20 protein-coding genes are annotated in these 20,338 nt (G+C 59.6%); 14 read left to right on the forward strand and 6 right to left on the reverse strand.

Translation table 11 applies throughout. The annotated features are described in order from the left end of the window. Positions 1–19: 19 nt before the first annotated feature. Entirely contained in the window at positions 20–1,696 is a 1,677-nt protein-coding gene (locus OOZ53_RS04955) for an NAD(P)H-dependent oxidoreductase subunit E (RefSeq protein ID WP_271088217.1), read from the reverse strand. Between the two features lie 486 nt (positions 1,697–2,182). On the opposite strand from OOZ53_RS04955, the gene OOZ53_RS04960 reads away from it, so the two are divergent. From OOZ53_RS04960 to bmt, 4 genes are all read left to right on the forward strand, one after another. Further along, on the forward strand, positions 2,183–3,190 hold the full coding sequence (locus OOZ53_RS04960) for an ABC transporter substrate-binding protein (RefSeq protein ID WP_271088218.1): 1,008 nt from the start codon (positions 2,183–2,185) through the stop codon (positions 3,188–3,190). Between the two features lie 95 nt (positions 3,191–3,285). Beyond that, a complete protein-coding gene (locus tag OOZ53_RS04965; RefSeq protein WP_271088219.1) occupies positions 3,286–4,173 on the forward strand; it encodes an ABC transporter permease in 888 nt (295 codons plus the stop codon). Continuing rightward, the gene (locus tag OOZ53_RS04970) at positions 4,166–5,227 is read left to right on the forward strand and encodes a quaternary amine ABC transporter ATP-binding protein (protein WP_271088220.1); all 1,062 of its coding nucleotides are present in this window, start codon (positions 4,166–4,168) and stop codon (positions 5,225–5,227) included. The genes OOZ53_RS04965 and OOZ53_RS04970 overlap by 8 nt, the downstream gene beginning before the upstream one ends. Positions 5,228–5,389: 162 nt before the next feature. Then, the gene (gene bmt / locus OOZ53_RS04975; protein WP_271088221.1) at positions 5,390–6,418 is read left to right on the forward strand and encodes a betaine--homocysteine S-methyltransferase; all 1,029 of its coding nucleotides are present in this window, start codon (positions 5,390–5,392) and stop codon (positions 6,416–6,418) included. Between the two features lie 6 nt (positions 6,419–6,424). Here bmt and OOZ53_RS04980 read toward each other — a convergent pair whose 3' ends face one another. Next, entirely contained in the window at positions 6,425–7,111 is a 687-nt protein-coding gene (locus tag OOZ53_RS04980) for a 4Fe-4S dicluster domain-containing protein (protein ID WP_271088222.1), read from the reverse strand. A gap of 80 nt (positions 7,112–7,191) precedes the next feature. Then, positions 7,192–8,763 (reverse strand): trimethylamine methyltransferase family protein, encoded by a 1,572-nt coding sequence (locus OOZ53_RS04985; protein WP_271088223.1) that lies wholly within the window; start codon positions 8,761–8,763, stop codon positions 7,192–7,194. Positions 8,764–9,119: 356 nt separating this feature from the next. Between OOZ53_RS04985 and OOZ53_RS04990 the strand changes: the two genes are divergently transcribed. The 7 genes from OOZ53_RS04990 (at position 9,120) to OOZ53_RS05020 (ending at position 16,091) form a co-directional block, all read left to right on the forward strand. Continuing rightward, positions 9,120–9,821, forward strand: coding sequence for a corrinoid protein (locus OOZ53_RS04990; protein ID WP_271088224.1), 702 nt, complete (start codon positions 9,120–9,122; stop codon positions 9,819–9,821). 76 nt (positions 9,822–9,897) lie between these two features. Beyond that, positions 9,898–10,509 carry a DUF1638 domain-containing protein gene (locus tag OOZ53_RS04995; RefSeq protein ID WP_271088225.1) on the forward strand — a complete coding sequence of 204 codons (612 nt, stop codon included), beginning with the start codon at positions 9,898–9,900 and terminating at the stop codon, positions 10,507–10,509. A 163-nt stretch (positions 10,510–10,672) separates the two neighbouring features. Beyond that, a complete protein-coding gene (locus OOZ53_RS05000; protein WP_271088226.1) occupies positions 10,673–11,317 on the forward strand; it encodes an exopolysaccharide biosynthesis protein in 645 nt (214 codons plus the stop codon). A 464-nt stretch (positions 11,318–11,781) separates the two neighbouring features. Next, positions 11,782–12,120: a virulence factor gene (locus OOZ53_RS05005; protein WP_271088227.1), complete on the forward strand. Its 339-nt coding sequence runs from the start codon at positions 11,782–11,784 to the stop codon at positions 12,118–12,120. After that, positions 12,083–12,988, forward strand: a complete 906-nt coding sequence (locus OOZ53_RS05010; protein ID WP_271088228.1) for a methylenetetrahydrofolate reductase — start codon at positions 12,083–12,085, stop codon at positions 12,986–12,988. The genes OOZ53_RS05005 and OOZ53_RS05010 overlap by 38 nt, the downstream gene beginning before the upstream one ends. Positions 12,989–12,998: 10 nt before the next feature. Further along, on the forward strand, positions 12,999–13,949 hold the full coding sequence (locus OOZ53_RS05015) for a methyltetrahydrofolate cobalamin methyltransferase (RefSeq protein ID WP_271088229.1): 951 nt from the start codon (positions 12,999–13,001) through the stop codon (positions 13,947–13,949). Between the two features lie 90 nt (positions 13,950–14,039). Further along, the gene (locus OOZ53_RS05020; RefSeq protein WP_271088230.1) at positions 14,040–16,091 is read left to right on the forward strand and encodes an ASKHA domain-containing protein; all 2,052 of its coding nucleotides are present in this window, start codon (positions 14,040–14,042) and stop codon (positions 16,089–16,091) included. Positions 16,092–16,138: 47 nt separating this feature from the next. Here OOZ53_RS05020 and OOZ53_RS05025 read toward each other — a convergent pair whose 3' ends face one another. The 3 genes from OOZ53_RS05025 to OOZ53_RS05035 form a co-directional block, all read right to left on the reverse strand. Further along, positions 16,139–16,783 carry a hypothetical protein gene (locus tag OOZ53_RS05025; protein WP_271088231.1) on the reverse strand — a complete coding sequence of 215 codons (645 nt, stop codon included), beginning with the start codon at positions 16,781–16,783 and terminating at the stop codon, positions 16,139–16,141. 3 nt (positions 16,784–16,786) lie between these two features. Further along, the gene (locus OOZ53_RS05030) at positions 16,787–17,032 is read right to left on the reverse strand and encodes a DUF2188 domain-containing protein (protein ID WP_425499108.1); all 246 of its coding nucleotides are present in this window, start codon (positions 17,030–17,032) and stop codon (positions 16,787–16,789) included. A 62-nt stretch (positions 17,033–17,094) separates the two neighbouring features. After that, a complete protein-coding gene (locus OOZ53_RS05035) occupies positions 17,095–18,000 on the reverse strand; it encodes a LysR substrate-binding domain-containing protein (RefSeq protein WP_271088233.1) in 906 nt (301 codons plus the stop codon). A gap of 155 nt (positions 18,001–18,155) precedes the next feature. On the opposite strand from OOZ53_RS05035, the gene OOZ53_RS05040 reads away from it, so the two are divergent. The 3 genes from OOZ53_RS05040 to OOZ53_RS05050 all read left to right on the forward strand — a co-directional run bounded on the left by OOZ53_RS05040 (position 18,156) and on the right by OOZ53_RS05050 (position 20,316). Then, a complete protein-coding gene (locus OOZ53_RS05040) occupies positions 18,156–18,410 on the forward strand; it encodes a YjiS-like domain-containing protein (RefSeq protein ID WP_271088234.1) in 255 nt (84 codons plus the stop codon). Between the two features lie 306 nt (positions 18,411–18,716). Beyond that, positions 18,717–19,724, forward strand: coding sequence for a GlxA family transcriptional regulator (locus OOZ53_RS05045; protein WP_271088235.1), 1,008 nt, complete (start codon positions 18,717–18,719; stop codon positions 19,722–19,724). 208 nt (positions 19,725–19,932) lie between these two features. Next, the gene (locus OOZ53_RS05050) at positions 19,933–20,316 is read left to right on the forward strand and encodes a hypothetical protein (protein ID WP_271088236.1); all 384 of its coding nucleotides are present in this window, start codon (positions 19,933–19,935) and stop codon (positions 20,314–20,316) included. Positions 20,317–20,338 lie beyond the last annotated feature (22 nt).

Below are 20,338 nucleotides of genomic sequence, written 5' to 3' on the forward strand. Positions count from 1 at the left end.
CAGCTGGCCAACCCGGGCACTACAACTCATCCCTGAAATGGACCAGCAAATGGTTGACCGGGTTGGGCGCGGCCTGCCCGAGCCCGCAAATCGACGCATCCCGCATCACGGCCTCGAGGTCGCGGATCGCGGCTTCGTCGAGCGCCCCGTCACGTTCCAGGAGCGTCACCATCTTTTCCGTGCCGCCACGACAGGGCGTGCACTGTCCGCAGCTTTCATGCTTGAAGAACTTCAGAAGGTTCAGCGTTGCTTCCTTCACGCTGTCCTTGTCCGACAGGACGACCACCGCATGCGAGCCCACGAATGCGTCCGCATCGGCCAGTTCGCCGCCGAAATCGAGGGGAATCTTGTCCATGTTGGCCGGAAGAATGCCGCCTGACGCACCGCCCGGAAGGTAGGCTTTGAACGCGTGGCCCTCCGCCATTCCGCCGCAATAGTCGTCGATCAGTTCCCGGATGGTGATCCCGGCCGGAGCGAGTTTCACGCCCGGCTCCTTGACCCGGCCGGAAACCGACCAGGATCGCGGTCCGGGATGGCCGGGCTTGCCCTGATCGGCAAACCACTTTGCGCCGTTTTCGACAATGTCGCGGATCCACCAGAGCGTCTCGACATTGTGGTTCAGCGTCGGGCGGCCGAACAGTCCGACCTCGGCAATATAAGGCGGACGGTGACGCGGCAGGCCGCGCTTGCCCTCGATGCTTTCGATCATCGCGCTCTCTTCGCCGCAGATATAGGCGCCCGCACCCCGGCGAAGCTCGATGAAACCGGGCGCGATGATCCCCGCCTCCTCCAAGGCCGCAATTTCGGTCCGCAGGATTTCGAGCACCGCCGGATATTCGTCGCGCATATAGAAATAGATGCGTTCTGCCTCGACCGCATGGGCGGCGATGAGCGCACCTTCCAGTGTGCGGTGCGGATCGCTCTCAAGCAGGTAACGATCCTTGAAGGTTCCCGGCTCGCCCTCGTCGCCATTGACGGTCATCAGCCGGGGTCCGTCGTAGGAGCGTACAAAGCCCCATTTCTTTCCTGCCGGAAATCCCGCGCCGCCGAGGCCGCGCAGGCCGGCATCGGAGAGCGCGTCGATCAGCGCCTGCGCCCCGATCTCGCCCGATCTGACTTTCCCGTAGAGCGCGTAGCCGCCATATTCCTGATAGGCGAACAGATTGATGTATTCCGGCACCTCGGTGTCGAAACCGCCTTCACTGGCGAGCTGCAGCAGGCCGTCCGGCGTCGCATGATCCACTTCCCGATCACCGAGGCGGGCCGCGGGCGCCGTGTCGCAACGCCCCATGCAGGGCGCGCGCGCTATCCGGATCAGGGACGGATCGACACCCGTTTCGAGCGCCGCGATCAGCGTCTCGGAGCCAGCCATCATGCAGGACAGGGAATCGCAAACGCGAATGGTCAGCGGCGCGGGCGCATCCTCCCCTTCCCTGACCACATCGAAATGGTCGTAAAAGGATGCCACCTCGTAAATCTCCGCCTGTGGCAGCCCCATGAGTTCGGCCAGCGCTCTTATGTGCGCTGCGGAGAGACAACCATAGGTATCCTGGATCTTGTGGAGAAACTCGATAAGCAGATCGCGGCGCAGTTCCTGACCTTCGAAAAGGCCACGCATATCCTCAAGCGCCGCATCATCCAGCGGGCGCCCCTTGGGCCCGCGATCGCGTCGCTTGACACTGACATGCTTGTTCATTTCGCCATCCCTTTCCGGCTTCGAAACCTGACCGGTCCCGCAATTTGGAATGGGTATAGACTGCCCGTTGCCGAAAAGGCCAGCCCGAATGCGTCAGTCCGGCGTCGCATCATCGGCTGCATTCCCAGGCCGCCGAACTCCGGCATGTCGTTTTCAAGATACCGAAATATTTATGTCTGGATTAAATCGTGTAGAGCCTTTGGAGAAAAAATTTGCAATTTCGGGCGGAACATGGCCATTCGATTAAATTCAGCTGGTACTTTTCTCACACAGTGAAACGCCAGATGGTCAATTTATGTCGCAAAATGACCATTGTGTTACACTCTGTTACCGTTTTATGGATCGCAAGCGGCCGGGAAGCCGACAAAGGGGAATGGCAAGTCGGAACCATCATCCGCGCTGCGCCACGGAATACGACTTGTTGCTTTGCAGTGAAGCAGTAAGGCGTTTGAATCAAGTCACTGCAAAACTGGGAGAATTTACGTCATGAAGAAGCTTATCGCTTCATCGTTGCTCGCCACAGGTCTCGTGTTCTTCGCCAATTCCGCATCCGCGGAAGACTGCGGCAAGGTTACCGTTGCCCAGATGAACTGGCAGTCGGCCGAAGTGCTGGCCAATATTGATCAGATCATCCTTTCCGAAGGCTATGGTTGCGATGTCGAGCTGGTCGCCGGCGACACGATGCCGACTTTCGCCTCCATGAACGAAAAGGGACAGCCGGACGTCGCGCCGGAATTGTGGATCAACGCGTTCCGCGACGCGGTTGACGCCGCCGTTGCCGAAGGCCGCCTTCATATTGCAGCCGAGTCCCTCGCCGATGGCGGCGTTGAGGGCTGGTGGATTCCGAATTACATCGCCGAGGCCTATCCGGACATCAAGACGATCGACGATGCGCTCAAGCATCCGGAGCTTTTCCCGGATCCCGAAGACTCCTCCAAGGGCGGTGTCTACAACTGTCCGTCGGGCTGGAACTGCCAGATTTCCACCGGCAATCTTTTCAAGGCCTATGGCGGCGAAGAAGCCGGCTTCAGCCTGATCGACACGGGCTCCGCGGCTGGCCTCGACGGATCCATCGCCAAGGCGTTTGAACGCAACCAGGGCTGGCTCGGCTACTACTGGGCGCCGACCGCCATCCTCGGCAAATATGAAATGGTCCGCCTGGGCTTCGGCGTGCCGCACGACAAGAAGCAGTGGGACGAGTGCACATCTCAGTCCGAGTGCGAGAACCCGCAGAAAAACGCCTGGCCGAAATCCGAGGTCTACACGGTCGTGACCGACGAGTTCCAGAAGCGCGGCGGCGTCGCCTATGACTATCTTGCCACCCGCAAATGGGGCAACAAGACCGTCAACAGCCTGCTTGCCTGGATGGTCGACAACCAGGCCACCGGTGAAGACGGCGCCCGTTACTTCCTGGAGAACAATGAAGATCTCTGGACAACCTGGGTGAGCCCGGAAGTTGCCGACAAGGTCAAGAATTACCTGGCAAACTCCTAAAATCTTGAAACCCGGCGGGTCGCCCCCGCCGGGTTTTTGCCGGACACAACAAGCATAAAAATAAGTCCAGATACGGGGCCGGAAGGGGCAATACAATGGAATGGCTGTACGAGTTTCCGAGCATGAACGGAGCGAGCCTGCGCGCGCTGAAGAAAGCGATCGACGAGGGTTTCCGCTCGTTCACGCGGGCTTACGGGGAATATTTCGAACTGTTTTTTGAACCGCTGAAGCATTTTCTGATCTACTCGGAGGACTTCATGACGGACACGCCGTGGCCGATCATTCTGATCATCATCGCCGCCATCGCGTGGTTGGCCAGCCGCGATATCCGCATCGTCATCGGCTCGATCGTCACATTGCTGCTGATCGGCTATTTCGACATGTGGGAAGACACGATGAAGACCATCTCGATGATCTTCGTCTGCACGGTGCTTGCCATCGTGATCGGCATTCCTATCGGCATCATCATGTCACGCTCGGATCGAGTACAGGCGGTCATCAACCCGATCCTCGATGTCATGCAGACCATGCCGAGCTTCGTCTACCTGATCCCGGTGGTGATGCTTCTGGGCATCGGCAAGGTTCCTGGCCTGATCGCCGTCGTGATCTATGCCATTCCGCCCATCATCCGGCTGACCAATCTCGGCATCCGCCTTGTCGACAAGGATGTGCTCGAAGCGGCCGACGCCTTTGGATCGTCCAACTGGCAGCGGCTCAAGAATGTCCAGATGCCGCTGGCGCTACCGACCATCATGGCCGGCATCAACCAGACCATCATGATGGCGCTGGCCATGGTTGTGGTCGCATCCATGATCGGGGTCCAGGGCCTCGGACAACCGGTGCTGCGGGCTATCACCAACCAGTATTTCACGCTGGGCGTTTTCAACGGCCTTGCCATCGTCGGCATCGCCATCATCTTCGACCGGACGAGCCAGGCCTTCGGCAAGCGTCTGCAGAAGCATCAGGAGGTGGTCCATGGCTGATGCGAAGACGAGTCCGGGCATATCGGTCCGAAATCTCTACAAGATCTTCGGAAAGAATCCCGAGCAATATGTGGACATGGTCAAGGGGGGCATGACCAAGGCCGAATTGAACGAGCAATACGGTCATGTCCTGGGCCTGAAAGACATCAATATCGAAATGCCGGCAGGCGGCATTCAGGTGGTGATGGGCCTTTCGGGGTCCGGAAAATCGACGCTGATCCGCCACATCAACCGGCTGATCGACCCCACCGCCGGCGAGGTTGTCGTCGGCGGCGACGATGTGTGCAAGATGAGTCCCGGCCAGTTGCGGGAATTCCGCCGCCACGAAACGGCGATGGTGTTCCAGAAATTCGCCCTGCTGCCGCACCGCACCGTCATGGACAACACCGTTTACGGTCTTGAGGTGCAGGGAATCTCGCGCGCCGAGCAGGTCGAGCGTGCTCAGCGCTGGATCGACCGTGTCGGCCTGACGGGCTTCGAAAAGAGCTATCCCAATCAGCTTTCCGGTGGCATGCAGCAGCGCGTCGGCCTCGCCCGGGCGCTGACCAACGATGCGCCCATCCTGCTGATGGACGAGGCCTTCTCGGCGCTCGATCCGCTGATCCGAATGGATATGCAATCCGTGCTGCTGGATCTTCAGAAGGAGATCCGCAAGACCGTCGTCTTCATCACCCATGATCTCGACGAGGCTTTGCGCCTCGGCGACAAGATCGCCATCCTGCGCGACGGCAAGATCGTGCAGCAGGGCACCGGCCAGGAGATCGTGCTCAATCCGGCGGACGATTACATCTCCAACTTCGTCAAGGAGGTCAATCGGGGACGCGTGATCCTGGTGGAAACGATCATGAAGCCGCTGTCGGGAGATCCGGAGGGAATGGGCATCGCCACCGGCACGACCCTGGAAGAGGCGGCCAAGACCATGACCGACGGCAATGTGGCGATGGCCCATGTCATCGACGCCGCCGGCAAGCCGGTCGGTTCGCTCGACATCCACGACGTCATTGCGGCAATGGTGACGCCAGTCGCCCATGAGAAAGCGATGGCCGCTGAATAGCACGCGACCGGACAAAACATCGGAACAGGCGGCCGTTTCGGCCGCCTTTTTCGTTCCGCTCATGCAATTGAGCAAATTCCGGCCGATTAACGATTTTCACATTGCCACGATATAAAGACATGTTTATATCGTTACGCAATTCAGTCACACTTGGAATATGCAATGTCCTCTCCCGATATTTCGACCAACCCGCTTTCCGAACTGCTCGCCAAAAAAGGCGTTCTCCTCGCCGACGGCGCGACCGGAACCAACCTCTTCGCCATGGGACTGGAATCGGGTGAAGCCCCGGAGCTGTGGAACGAGGACGCGCCGGAAAAAATCGTCAAACTGCATCAGGATTTCGTCGATGCGGGGTCCGACATCATCCTGACCAACAGTTTCGGCGGCACGCGTCATCGGTTGAAGCTGCACCATGCGCAGGACCGTGCCTTCGCGCTGAACAAGCGGGCGGCCGAAATTGCCAGACAGGTCGCCGACAATGCCGGTCGACCGGTCATTGTCGCCGGCTCCGTCGGCCCGACCGGCGAATTGCTCGTGCCGTTGGGCGCCCTCACCTACGAAGACGCGGTCGATGCTTTCGTTGAGCAGATCGAAGGTCTGAAGGCAGGCGGCGCCGATGTCGCCTGGATCGAGACCATGTCGGCGCCGGACGAGATTCGCGCCGCGGCCGAGGCCGCCGCGAAGTGCGGCATGCCCTATACATACACCGGTTCGTTCGACACCGCCGGCAAGACAATGATGGGGCTGCATCCGAAGGACATTCACAACGTCACAAACGAGATGGAGCAAGCTCCGCTGGCGGTCGGCGCCAATTGCGGCGTGGGCGCCTCCGATATTCTGGCGTCCTTGCTTGACATGAAAGAAGCCAATCCGGACGGAACCATTATCGTCAAGGGCAATTGCGGAATCCCGGAGTTCCGGGGCTCCGAGATCCACTACTCCGGCACGCCGCCGTTAATGGCCGAATATGTGCGCCTGGCCATGGACGCCGGCGCGACAATCATCGGCGGCTGTTGCGGAACGTCCTGCGATCACCTGCGCGCCATGCGGGAAGCGATCGACACGCACCAGAAAACCGAAAAGCCGAGCCTGGATGACATCCGGGAAAAGATCGGACCTTTGCGCAACAAGACGGCCGGCGACGGTACGGAAGCACCCAAGCGCGAACGCCGTGGCCGCCGGCGCGCATAACGCCACTCAGGTCGGGACCGGCTCCAGCGCATCCATGTGGAAACGAAGCTGCGCCTGCGTATAGCGGTATTTCGGTCCGACCGGGCAGGCATTGCGCGCAAAACACCCTGAAACCATGCAGCCGGAACGGCCCCGATCGCTGGCAAGATGCGACCGGCAAGCGGGTATATCGAATGCATCCTCTGCCACCGCCCCAACCGGACAATCCGAAACGCACGGCTTGTCCTGGCAGGTGTCGCAAGCATGGTCGAGCGCCACCGGCGCCGGCAGCGCGAGTGCTTCCTTGAATCCGAACGCCGCCCGGTATCCGTGCCAGAGCCCGAACTCCGGATGGATCAGGATACCCAGCGGGGACGGTTTCAACCCTTCCGTACGCTTGATCCAGCTCTGGAACGGCCACCAGGGTTTATCGAACGGATACAGGGCCTTGCAACCGAATTCCGATTCAATTTCTTCACCGATGGATCGCGACCAGGCATCCAGCGGATGCGCACCGTCATGGGCCTTGCGAAATGGCTCGAATTGCCGCCAGAACGAAGAACCGGCATGGCCGGCAAGCACAATGCTGCGATATCCGTATTCGCGCACGGCCAGATCCGCGTCTTCTGTCATGTGCAGCCCGCCACGCGCCATCAGGCCATGGCCTTTCAGCGCCGCGTCCAGCCGGCCATAGACATCATCCACGCCCGTCATTCGTCATCCCTGAACGCTGAGCGCCAGACGTCCTTGTGAATGAGATTGGCCACTTTAGCCCGGCCGTCCTCGGGCTTCTTTCACGTGAAGGCGTCGGGCATCGCCTCTTTCTTGTGGCGGATGAAATCCCTGAGCCCGTCATTGATGCCCTCGTCGAGCGGCGGTGCCTGATAGGATTCCAGCCAGTTCCGGCACAGTTCGTTGGCCCGCGCTTCGATCCGTTTTTCACCCTCAAGCTGCCATTGCTCGAAGGAATTGTTGTCGGCAAGGGGCGAGCGGTAGAAGGCCGTCTGGAAATGCGCCTGCGTATGGGCGCAACCGAGATAATGGCTTCCGGGACCCACTTCGCGAATTGCGTCCATGGCCTGCGCGTCCTCGGACAGATCGACGCCTTCGGCGAATTTCTGCATCATGCCGAGCTGGTCCACGTCGATCATGAACTTCTCGTAGGACGACACCAGCCCGCCCTCCAGCCAGCCGGCCGAATGCAGCGCGAAATTGGTGCCGGCGAGCAGCGTCATGTTCAACGTGGCGCCGCTTTCATGCGCGGCCTGGGCATCGGGAACCTTGGAGCCGCAGAGCGAGCCGCCCGTGCGGAACGGAAGTCCCAGCCGCCGTGCGAGTTGCGCCGCCCCGTAGGAGACCAGCGACGGCTCCGGCGTTCCGAAGGTCGGGGCACCGGACTGCATTGAAATCGACGCTGCGAAGGTGCCGAACAGTACCGGCGCACCGGGACGCACAAGCTGTGTAAAGGAAGCACCGGCAAGCACTTCCGCCAGGATCTGCGTCAGCGTGCCGACCACCGTCACCGGGCTCATCGCACCGGACAGGATGAATGGCGAAACAATGCAGGCCTGATTGTTGCGCGCATAGACTTTTGCGGCGCCGAGCATGGTGTCATCGAACACCATGGGCGAATTGGCGTTTATCAGGTTGATGACGACGCAGTTCTGATCGACATAGTCCTCACCGAAGAGGATCTTGCACATGTCCACCGTGTCCTGCGCCCGTTCCGGCGCGGTGACGGAGCCCATGAACGGCTTGTCGGAAAGCCGCATATGGGCATAGACCATGTCGAGGTGCCGCTTGTTGACCGGAATATCCACCGGCTCGCACACGGTTCCGCCCGAATGGTGCATCGAGGGCGCCATATAGGCCAGTTTCACGAAGTTCTCGAAGTCCTGGATCGTCGCATAGCGCCGCTCGCCATTGAGGTCGCGCACGAAGGGCGGCCCATAGACCGGTGCGAACACGGTCGCCTTGCCGCCGATCTGGACGGAGCGTTCCGGATTGCGCGCGTTCTGGGTAAAGACCTGCGGCGCGCTCTTCAGGAGCGACCGGCAAAGGCCTTTCGGAAAATGCACGCGCTCGCCCTTCACCTCGGCACCGGCTTCACGCCACAGAGCCAGCGCTTCCGCGTCATCGCGGAATTCGATACCGATTTCCTCGAGCACCGTATCGGCATTGGCCTCGATCAGCGCCAGCGCTTCTTCGTCGAGTACTTCGTATTCGCGGACCTTGCGCCGGATATAAAACTGCTGCTCACCCGGACCGCCGCCGCTCCGTGATGCGCGCCTTGCGGCCGCACCGCCTGCACCGCCGCGTCCCCGTCGGCCCCCGCCACGGCCGGAACTCGTTTTTTCAGCTTCCATTTCGGTCACCTTTCCTGCCGCCTTTCGCGCTGTCTGCGATACCACCTATTTGCGGCATCAGTGCGCCGGCCGGCGGCCCATCCTGTTTCTGCGTTGGCCTGCAAGCCTTTCGTTGCCGTTTAGCCTAGTGTCCAGCCCGGCCACCGCCTTTCTCTATGCGCCAAGCCGTGACGCTTAGGCGACAGGCCACCGCCCCCTGCGTTGGCAAAGCAACGCCTTGAAACAACGGGTCGCTTTTCAGATTGAAGCGCGTCGTTTTTGAGAACTCCATATTCACTTCTTTCCCGCATAAGACTTTCAGGATAAAGACTTTACTGATTCATAAGGCGACAGTCGCCAGCATCGAGGGAACGCCGATGTCCGAAGACGAAATCATTCTGTCCGAACTGTCTGACGATGAACTCGTGCAGCAGATGCATGACGACCTTTATGACGGCCTGAAGGAAGAGATCGAGGAAGGCACGACCATCCTGCTCGACCGTGGCTGGGCGCCCTACGATGTGCTGACGAAGGCGCTCGTGGAAGGCATGCGTATCGTCGGCGAGGATTTCCGCGACGGCATCCTGTTCGTGCCCGAGGTGCTTTTGTCGGCCAATGCCATGAAGGCGGGCATGGCCATCCTTAGGCCGCTGCTTGCCGAAACCGGCGCTCCGAAGCTCGGAAAGATGGTCATCGGCACGGTCAAGGGCGACATTCACGACATCGGCAAGAATCTCGTCGGCATGATGATGGAAGGCGCCGGTTTCGACGTCGTCGACATCGGCATCAACAACCCGGTCGAGAACTATCTCGAGGCGATCGATGAGCACGAGCCCGATATCATCGGCATGTCGGCGCTGCTGACCACGACGATGCCCTATATGAAAGTCGTGATCGACACGATGAAGGAAAAGGGCATCCGCGACGACTATGTCGTACTGGTCGGCGGAGCGCCGCTCAATGAGGAGTTCGGAATGGCTGTCGGCGCCGATGCCTATTGCCGCGATGCCGCCGTCGCCGTGGAAACCGCCAAGGAATTCATGAAGCGCAAGCACAATTCGATGGCCAGCGCCGGATAAAGCCGCATGAACGTTTTGACTTGACGAATGGCGGCCCGATTGGCCGCCATTTTGTTTTGACGCTATATAGGCCGCCATGAGCGAACGGGACAACAATGCGTCGCAGACAAAGCCGGTACGCGTGATCGGCTGCGGCGCCATTGCGCGCGAAATCCTCGCCATATGCGAAGCCAACGGCCTTTCGCATATCGATCTGGCCTGCCTTCCCGCACAATGGCATCTTTATCCCGATCGCATCGCACCGGGCGTAAAGGAAGCGATCGAAAAGGCGCGCGAAGAGGGATTTGAGCGCATCTACGTCGCCTATGCCGATTGCGGCACCGGCGGCATGCTCGACCGGGTCTGCGAGGAAGAAGGTGTCGAACGCATCGCCGGGCCGCACTGCTATTCGTTTTTCGCCGGAAACGATCTGTTCGACGAATGGGATGACGATATCGATGCGTTCTTCCTGACGGATTTTCTGGCCCGCCAGTTCGAGAGCTTCATCATCGAGCCGCTCGGTCTCGACCGGCACCCGGAACTGCGCGACATGTATTTCGGCAACTACCGAAAGCTTGTCTACCTGTCCCAGAAACAGGACCCGGAACTACAGGAAAAAGCCCGGCTCGCGGCGCAACGCCTCGGGCTTGAATATGAGTACCGGTTTACCGGTTATGGCGACCTGACATCATCGCTCCTGTCCGCCTGAGCGTGCGGTTGGCGCGCTAACCTCTTGCCTATCGGCGCAAAAAGTCCCACATGTGGTGCCCGCAATCCGGGAGAGCACTGATTGACGTATTGCCTTGATGATCGGCTGATACGCGTTGGGCAAAGTGAACACAGATTTGTACTGAGGCCGAAGAGAGACTGTATTGAGCGACACCTCCGCAGATGGTTCTGTTCCCGGCATTTCGGCAGAGCAGCAAAACCAGCCGCAGAGCCTTTCGGACCTGCTGAAGCAGATCTCGGAAACCATGGGGCCGAGCATCACCCTGCGTGAGATCGCGGAGGCCATGGACGAACGCTCCTTCGGCGCCTTCCTGCTGGTTTTCTCGATTCCCAACCTCATACCCCTCCCGCCGGGCGCGACGCTGATACTGGGCCTGCCTTTGATCTTTATTTCATGGCAGATCGTGGCCGGCCGCGACAAAATCTGGCTCCCGCAACGCCTTGCCAACTATACGCTCGACAAGAAGACGCTTCAGAAGATCGTCCGGCGCTCAGAGCCGTGGCTGAAATGGATGGAAGCATGGGTGCGCCCGCGCAACTGGCCGCTGACGAGCCCGATGTCGGAACGGGTTTTCGGCATCTACACCCTGTTCATGTCCATTATCGTCGTTATTCCGATCCCGTTCGGAAACTGGCTGCCGGCCTTTGCGATTGCGACGATCGGCCTCGCCCATACCGAACATGACGGCAACTGCCTGGCCGTCGGCTCGATTATCGGCCTGGTTGCGGCGCTGATATTCGCCTTCGTCCTGTTCCTGACGACGGCGCTGTTCAGTTCGGTCGTTTAGAGCAATTCTGAGCTAGATTGGATCATTTGACCGTGGCGATTTTGGTCACTGGCCAGGCGGATTGCGCGCCGTGGTGCCAACCCACCACAAGCGCGAGCCAACGACGCCAGGGGCCAAAATCGCCCGGCCCATTCATCTTTGAGTTTCAATACAATAATCCTTTCGAGGGTGGCGAAAATCGGCCCATCGGCGTTGTTGCGCCGCTTGCCCGATGCACCACATCGCGCTGCGCGACGCGCCTTGCCGAGTGAACCGATTTTCCTCCATCAAATGTTCCAATCTAGCTCAGAATTGCTCTAGTCGAACACCGCCGTTTACCAATGGTATCCGCAAGGCTTTCTTCCCGGTTTGCCGGGCCTTATATTATGTTGCGGTGCACGCGTCGTTTTTAAGCGCATTGCACGTCGTCGCGCAGCAAGCCAGTCCGGCGGTTTTTACATATTTACGCGCCAAGGAGACCACTCATGGCTGATCTGATTACCGTTTTCTGGCGGGATATTCCGGCACAGGTTATTGTCAAGAAAGGCCGCAAGAGTGCCAAACGCGAATTGTCGCTGCGCTTTACCGAAGCCATCGACATGTGTGCCATGCGTTCCGGCGCTCATGAAACCGATGAGTACCTCGCCGAATGGAGGCGCGGCACCCCGGAACCGGTTTCCGACGATCTGGAGGCGGAGGCCGACAAGGCCGCCGCCCGTCTGGAAGAGGAATTCACCAAGGAACGCCTGATTGAACTGGTCAAATCAGGAGGGAGAGCCGGCAACAATGACGACAGTGGTGGAAATGAAGCCGCAACGGCCTGAAAAGATCGCGGCCTCGATTGAAGTCGCCCCGCGCCAGGCGGTCGAATCGGCCGACCTGCCAGACCTTTTTCCCAAAGGCACGCATGTCTATGTCACCGATATAGGCACCGACACCACCGATACGCTGGTGAGTGCCGTGCGCCGCCTGCGTGACCTCGGTTTCGAGCCGGTGCCGCACTTTGCTTCGCGGCGGCTTTCCACCCGCAGTGCGTTTGAAGAGCGGATCAGGCGCATGAGCGAGGAAGCCGGCGTCAGCAATGTGCTCGTCATCGGCGGCGGCCTCGAAAAACAGGCCGGCGATTTTTCCTCCACCATGGAAGTCCTGGAAACCGGCTATTTCGACAAATACGGAGTCAAGGCCATCGGTGTGGCGGGCCACCCGGAAGGCAGCCCGGATTTCTCCGAAGAGGTCGCCGTCCAGGCATTGCGGCTGAAGAAGTCCTTCGCGGAACGCAGCGACGCCAAGCTGCGCATTGTCACCCAGTTCGGTTTCGATGCCCGCAAATTCATTGGCTGGGCCGACGGGCTGAAGGAACACGGCATCGACCTGCCGGTTCATCTCGGCGTTGCCGGTCCGGCAAAGATCACCACGCTGATCAAATTCGCGGCCATGTGCGGCGTCGGCAATTCCATCTCGTTTTTGAAGAAGAACGCCCTGTCCCTGACAACCCTGGCCACATCCCATTCGCCGGAAACGGTCGTCGGACCGATCGAGCAGCATGCTCTGAACAGTGCCGACACGCCAATCCGGCAGATTCACGTATTCGCATTCGGCGGGCTGAAAAAAACGTCCGAGTGGCTTGAAGAACGCGGCTCATGGGATATAAAGACATCTTTATATCCTTCTACGACCGCAGCACAGAATTGAGGACTGCCTAATGGCCCGCACAATCGTTGCTTCAGCAACCAAGGAAATCGTCATCGGTTTCGACCAGCCCTTCTGCGTGATCGGCGAGCGCATCAACCCGACGGGGCGCAAGAGGCTGGCCGCCGAGATGCAGGAAGGCAATTTCGAGACGGTCAAGTCCGACGCCCTGGCCCAGGTTGCCGCAGGCGCCACCATGCTTGACGTCAATGCCGGCGTCACGGCCGTCGATCCCAACGCCACCGAGCCGGCGCTGCTGGTCAAGACCCTCGAAATCGTCCAGGGCCTGGTCGACGTGCCGCTCTCGATCGATTCTTCCGTCACCGGCGCCATCGAGGCCGGCCTGGAAGTTGCCAAGGGCCGTCCGCTGGTCAATTCCGTGACCGGCGAAGCCGAAAAGCTCGAAGCCATCCTGCCGCTGATCAAGAAATACGATGTTCCGGTCGTCGCGATCTCCAATGACGAGACCGGCATCTCGGAAGACCCTGATGTGCGTTTCGCCGTCGCCAAGAAGATCGTCGAACACGCCGCCGATTATGGCATCAAGGCCGAAGACATTGTTGTCGATCCGCTGGTCATGCCCATCGGCGCCATGGGAACTGCCGGGCAGCAGGTGTTCAAGCTGGTGCGTCGCCTGCGCGATGAACTCGGCGTCAACACCACATGCGGCCTGTCCAACATCTCCTTCGGCCTGCCGCACCGTCACGCCATCAATGCCGCCTTCATCCCCATGGTGATTGCATCGGGCATGACGTCGGCAATCATGAATCCCTGCCGTCCGCAGGAGATGGAGATGGTTCACGGCGCCAATGTGCTGAATTCCACCGACCCGAACTGCCAGAACTGGATCATGACCTATCGCGATCATGCACCGGCCAATGGCGCAGCGCCGGTCGCCGATGGAGCCGTTGCCGCGGCAGCTTCCGGTGGACGCCGGCGGGGCGGACGCCGCGCCCGCGCCTAGGTTCGGGCTGCCATCTCCGGGCTTGCCCCGGCGGGCGTCCTGCCGCAACGTTTGAAGCGTTGATTCGCGCAGACCGGAAAGGACAGTTTCATGGACCAGAAGGCGAGCGAAAAAGACCCGCTGGTCCTGTTCATGCCCTCCGGTCGCCGCGGCCGTTTCGAAAAAGGCACCAATATCCTGGAGGCCGCGCGGCAGCTCGGCGTTTATGTCGAGAGCGTCTGCGGCGGGCGCGGCATCTGCGGCCGTTGCCAGATCGAGATCCAGGAAGGCAGCTTCGCCAAGCATGGCATCACATCGGCCAACGAGCACGTTTCCGCCTTCGGGGCCAAGGAGAAACGCTACGCTGAAAAACGCGAGTTGAAGGATGGGCGACGTCTGTCCTGCTCGGCGACGATCGAGGGCGACCTCGTCGTCGATGTGCCGCAGGATGTCCAGGTCAATGCCCAGATCGTCCGCAAGGCCGCCGACACGAGACTCATCGAGCGCAATCCCGCCATCCAGATGTGTTATGTCGAGGTCGACGAACCCGACATGCACAAGCCGCTCGGCGATCTCGACCGGTTGAAACTGGCGCTGGAGCGCGATTGGGGTTTTTCCGACATTATCGTCGACCAGCATCTGCTGCCCCGCGTCCAGAAGATCCTGCGCGAGGGCGAATGGGCGGTTACAGCTGCCATTCACCAGGATATGGAAACGGCCCGCCCTGCCCTGATCGCGCTCTATCCGGGCCTCAAGAACGAGGCTTACGGGATCGCCTGCGATATCGGCTCGACCACGATTGCCATGCATCTTTCATCGCTGTTGTCCGGTCTGACGATCGCCTCGGCAGGCGTGTCCAACCCGCAGATCCGTTTCGGCGAAGACCTGATGAGCCGGGTTTCCTACGTGATGATGCATCCCGACGGTCAGGAGGCGATGACCAATGCGGTCCACAATGCGTTGAACGGGCTGATCGAGGAGGTGTGCGCCGAATCCGGTGTTGATCCCACCGACATTCTCGACGCCGTCTTCGTCGGCAATCCCATCATGCATCACCTTTTCCTCGGCATCGATCCGACCGAGCTCGGCGGTGCGCCCTTCGCGCTCGCCGTATCCGGCGCCGTCCATAGCTGGGCGTCGGACCTCAATCTCGCCTTGAACCACGGAACGCGTGTCTACATGCTGCCGTGCATCGCCGGCCATGTCGGCGCAGATGCCGCGGCCGCGACCTTGTGCGAGGGCCCGCACCGGCAGGACGAAATCATGCTGCTGGTCGATGTCGGCACGAATGCGGAAATCGTGCTCGGCAACCGGGAGCGCGTCGTCGCCGCTTCCTCACCCACCGGCCCGGCCTTCGAGGGCGCGGAAATTTCCTGCGGCCAGCGCGCGGCGAGCGGTGCCATCGAACGGGTGCGCATCGATCCGCAGACCCTTGAGCCGCGCATGCGCGTCATCGGCGTCGATGCCTGGTCGGACGAACCCGGCTTTGCGGCACAGGCCGAGAAAACAGGCGTCACGGGTGTTTGCGGTTCCGGCATCATCGAGGTCATCGCCGAGATGTTCCTGGCGGGCATCATTTCCGAGGACGGTGTTATCGACGGATCGCTTGCCGACCGCTCCGGGCGCATCATCAAAGACGGACGCACCTTCTCCTACGTCCTGTGGGACGGTGATACCCGGCTGACCATCACGCAGAACGACGTGCGTGCCATCCAGCTTGCCAAGGCGGCTCTCTATGCCGGCATCAAGCTGCTCATGGACAAGCAGGACATCGCCCATGTCGACCGGATCGGCCTTGCCGGCGCATTCGGCTCCTTCATCGATCCGAAATACGCCATGGTCCTGGGGCTCGTGCCGGATTGTGACCTCGACAAGGTCAAATCCGTCGGCAACGCCGCCGGAACCGGCGCGCGTATGGCGCTGCTCAATCGCGGCTATCGCCGTGAGATCGAAGAGACAGTGACGGCGATCGAGAAGATCGAAACGGCACTGGAACCGAAGTTCCAGGAGCATTTCGTCAACGCCATGGCCCTGCCCAACAAGGTCGACGCCTTTCCGGAACTTGCCAGGGCCGTCAAGCTGCCGGCCAAAGCCGAACCCGCTGCGGCCGATGCGGCCGCCGGCGGACGCCGCCGCCGCGAAGGCCGCAGAAGAAGAACTTAAACTAGGCAGTTAGTTTTGAGTTTGAAATCTACAATTCAAGCTTGGTCTCAGTTACCTTGAAATTCAGCGGGTTTACCTCTGTCAAGCCATTCTATCATTTCGTCCAGCCGTTCCCGTGTGGGTAAATTGAAGGCCTGTTGATTGGAGTGTCCTTCAGAGATTTTCTTCTCCGTCATCCAGCCCAAAAAGGTTGTATATTCGGCTTCTAGTTTCGCAGGGCCTGGCGCTGCCACATTTGCTTCAACGCGGAAGAAATCCCTGACCCTGCTTATAACAATTTCATGATTGTCTCGGTGGAATTCCACATCTTGACCAGCTGTGTCTGACAAGGCTCGTTTCAGGTCATACGGATTCTTCTCAAACACAAGAAACTTCTTCTCACCAAACGGCTCCACTCCGCTCCGGCGCAACCCAACGTCCATGCCGAATTCAAACGGCATATTCATTCTTAGAAATTCACCTTCTTTTTGGGCTTGACTGCGAGATAGATCGTGGATGGAGTATTTTGAACTTCGGATCATGTCAAAAATCTTATCAAGGCGGTTTTCACCGGCCTCTAAACGTTCATTCGCCAATCTCGGCATAAAGCCCAAATAAGCCACACAAAATAATGCAGCCTCCAGTAAGGGCGCAAAGGCATCATCAAAAGGGCAGTTTATGAATACCGACTTCTCAAAGTCATCTGCTGTCAATCGCTACCCCTTAGGAGGGTGAGGGTCTCTTCCGTAGGAATCGCGTGCACGAATTCTTCCATCACGACCGTGGATATACAACTCTGTGCCCTGATTACGCGCCTTTTTGCGAGCGTCATCAATGGCCTCTTGCTGAGTATTATATGTGCGGCTTGCGCGTTGCGAACCCGCACTTCGTACACTCCATTTCCCTCCGTTGGGTACAACGTGCTGACCCCTCTTTGACATCAAGTGCCTCCGTGTATCCATGACGTAACCAAATATATAGCACCTCTGAAATGCTCTCGCTATGGCGTAAATAGCAAGTTGCTTCAGCCATTAAACTCCCCGGTTTCCGTCAGCATCGCAAAAGTCGCCCGGATATGATCGGCGGCGGCGCAGACCGGCGGTTCAACATCGGACCGGACAATCATGCCGATCGAGTAGGTGCCGATGGGCGGCAATCCGTCTTCCTCGCCCAGCACGACCAGATCGTCACCGACAAAGGATTCAGGAAGCGGCGCCACTGCGAGATCCGACAGGATGGCCGCTCTCTGACCGGCCGTGTGGGCGCTCATATAGGCGATGCGGTACGAGATACCGCGTTCGTTCAGGCCCTCGACAGCACCGGCGCGCCAGGCGCAGCCCTCCTCCCACATGGATACCGGTATCGGAGAACAGAGATGGGCGCAGCCGCCCTTGGCGCCGGCCCAGACCAGGCGTTCCGTCAGCAGAACCTCTCCACCCTCGGGCACGGAGCCGCTCTGGCAGGTCAGCAGCGTGATGTCCAGCCGGCGCTCCTCGACACGCTTGATCAGGTTGGAACTCATGTCGATCACCACATCGACGGCGATGGACGGATGCGTCTTGGCGAAACGCTTGAGCACGGTCGGCAAAAGCCGCTCGCCGACATCGTCGGGTGCGCCGAGCCGTACGACGCCGGAGATATCCGGTGAAACGAATTGCGAGACCGCCTCCCGATTGAGCGACAGCAGGCGCCGCGCATAGCCGAGAAGCACGACGCCGTCATTGGTCAGCGTCACGGACCGCGCATCGCGTGCGAAGACCGGCCTGCCGAGCATCTCCTCGAGCTTCTTGATCTGCATGGAAACCGCCGAGGGCGTGCGGAAGACGATAGAACCGGCCGCTGTGAAACTGCCCGTGTCGGCAATGGCGACAAAGGTGCGCAAGATATCGAGTTCAAGCAGCGGTGCCGGATGATTGATCGGTGCGTTCATGACCTTCGTTCAATTTTTTTGAATGAAAAGATAATATTTATTCGTTTGATTGAAGCAAATGGAAGCGCCATAGTCAAGATCAAGGGTCGCGACCTTCTTTGAATTCACCGGTCTCTTGAAATCCCAAGCACCGGCAATCAGGAAGGAGCCTGAACATGTTGAACAATGCACGAATGGAATTCCGAAACACATCCGGACTCACCGTTGTGCCGGCGAAGCATGCCGTCAGAACGCCACTTGTTTCCCGTCTCGTGGAAGAAATCCGCACGCGCTGGAAGCGCTACCAGTGTGCCCGGCTGCATAGGCAGACGGAAAAGGAAATCGCCAAGCTCAGCGATCACATGCTGCACGATATCGGCTGGCCGGCGCGCTATGACAAGCGCGAATCCTGCCGCCGCGTGGGCCTTTGACAACAGCGGGCGCGCCCATTGGCGCGCCCGTGCTTTACTGCCTCTTGGTACCCTCTCCCAGCACCGCAAATCTCCCCGCTTTCTCACGAAAAATTTCGCTTCACAGAAATGGCCGACTGTGTAAAGGTCGCAGCCGCTAAGGCGTTATTGCTCAGCGGGTGGAGAGACTTTTCTGAAAACATTCCGGAATCTCAGCGCCGCGGCGGCAAGGACGCCAGGGAGTAATTTTGCAATGCGGCCGCCCTGCGACCCGCCGGAGATCCGGCAAGGAAAGCTGCAAGGCGCTATGTTCAGGGATTGATGGCGATGGATAACAACACGCCGACGGTAAAACGATCCTTCGTTTTCTATCTGGTTCCGGATTTTTCTCTGATTGCGTTTGCAACGGCAATCGAGCCACTGCGGCTCGCCAACCGCATGCTCGGCTACAAGGCCTATAGCTGGCGTATTGCATCCTTCGACGGATCGCCTGTCATGGCGTCAAACGGCATCGAGGTATCGGCGACCACGACGCTGGAAGAAGAACGGCGCAACCTCGCCGGCGAGAAGCGCCCGTCCATGGTGTTTGTCTGCTCCGGCGTCAATGTCGAAACCCATGCGCAGAAATCCGTTCATGCCTGGCTTCGTGAAGTGCACAACCGCAATATTTCCGTCGGCGGCCTGTGCACCGGCGCTTATGTGCTCGCCGCGGCCGGCCTTCTTTCCGGTCGACGCTGCGCCATCCACTGGGAGGACCTGCCGGGCTTTTCGGAGAAATTTCCGCTCGCCGAGGTCTATGCCGACCTCTACGAGACCGACGACAATATCTACACCTGCGCCGGCGGCACCGCTTCACTCGACATGATGCTGAACCTGATCGGCGAGGATCATGACGACAATCTGGTCAACCGCGTGTGCGAACAGGCGCTGACCGACCGGGTCCGCAATCCGCACGACCGGCAGCGGCTGCCGCTGCGGGCGCGTCTCGGCGTGCAGAACTCCAAGGTGCTTTCGATCATCGAACTGATGGAAAGCAACCTGTCGGAGCCGCTGTCCCTGCTGGAAATCGCCGATTATGCCGGCCTGTCGCGGCGCCAGATCGAGCGCCTCTTCCGTCAGGAAATGGGGCGCTCCCCTGCCCGCTACTATCTGGAGATCCGGCTCGACCGGGCCCGCCACCTGCTGATCCAGTCTTCCATGCCGGTGGTCGAAGTGGCTGTGGCCTGCGGTTTCGTTTCCGCCTCGCACTTCTCCAAGTGCTATCGCGAACTCTACGGCCGCTCGCCCCAGCAAGAGCGCGCCGACCGCAAACAGCTCCTCACATCGGCGGCGTGAGAATTCAAGCCGAATTGTAGCAACCGCCTGCTGTAAACACCTGTTGCAACCATGCAACGGGTGCCGCGGCAGCGAAGGTTCCGTTCAAAACGGTCTAGACCGCAAAAACAACTTTGAGTAGATCATGTTTGGCTGTACCGGGCGATATCTTCTCGCATCGATTGCAGGCGCATATCTTGTATCTGAATGTTACATAATTGGGGGATTTATGTCTCGAACCACCACTGCACTCATCGCCTGTATAGGCCTGGTACTGACCGCATGCACGACCTCAACGCCACCACCTCCCGGTGAATCGCTTTCCGGATGGGCCGGCAAGGTTCGCCGTGCATTGCCGCTTTCCAACACCGTAGCCAAAGGCGACTGCCCGAGCGCCGCCAGAGCTTACATCAATGCCAGTGGTCATTCCGCCTATGCCTCCACTGACATCACGGCGGCAGCTTACCAGGGATTGGGTGGCGTATGCGGGGTCGCCCTCAACAAGAAGAGTGTCGAAGAAGCCGAAGCGCTGGCGATCAGACACTGCCAGGCAGGAACACAAAAATGGTCGCGTTCATTTGCCGGAAAATGTGAAATCCACGCGTCAAAGTAAGGCGCCCGCACCGCTGAATGGA

It is taken from the genome of Allohoeflea poritis (assembly GCF_027889715.1).
In the GTDB taxonomy this organism is placed as follows: Bacteria; Pseudomonadota; Alphaproteobacteria; order Rhizobiales; family Rhizobiaceae; genus Hoeflea_A; species Hoeflea_A poritis.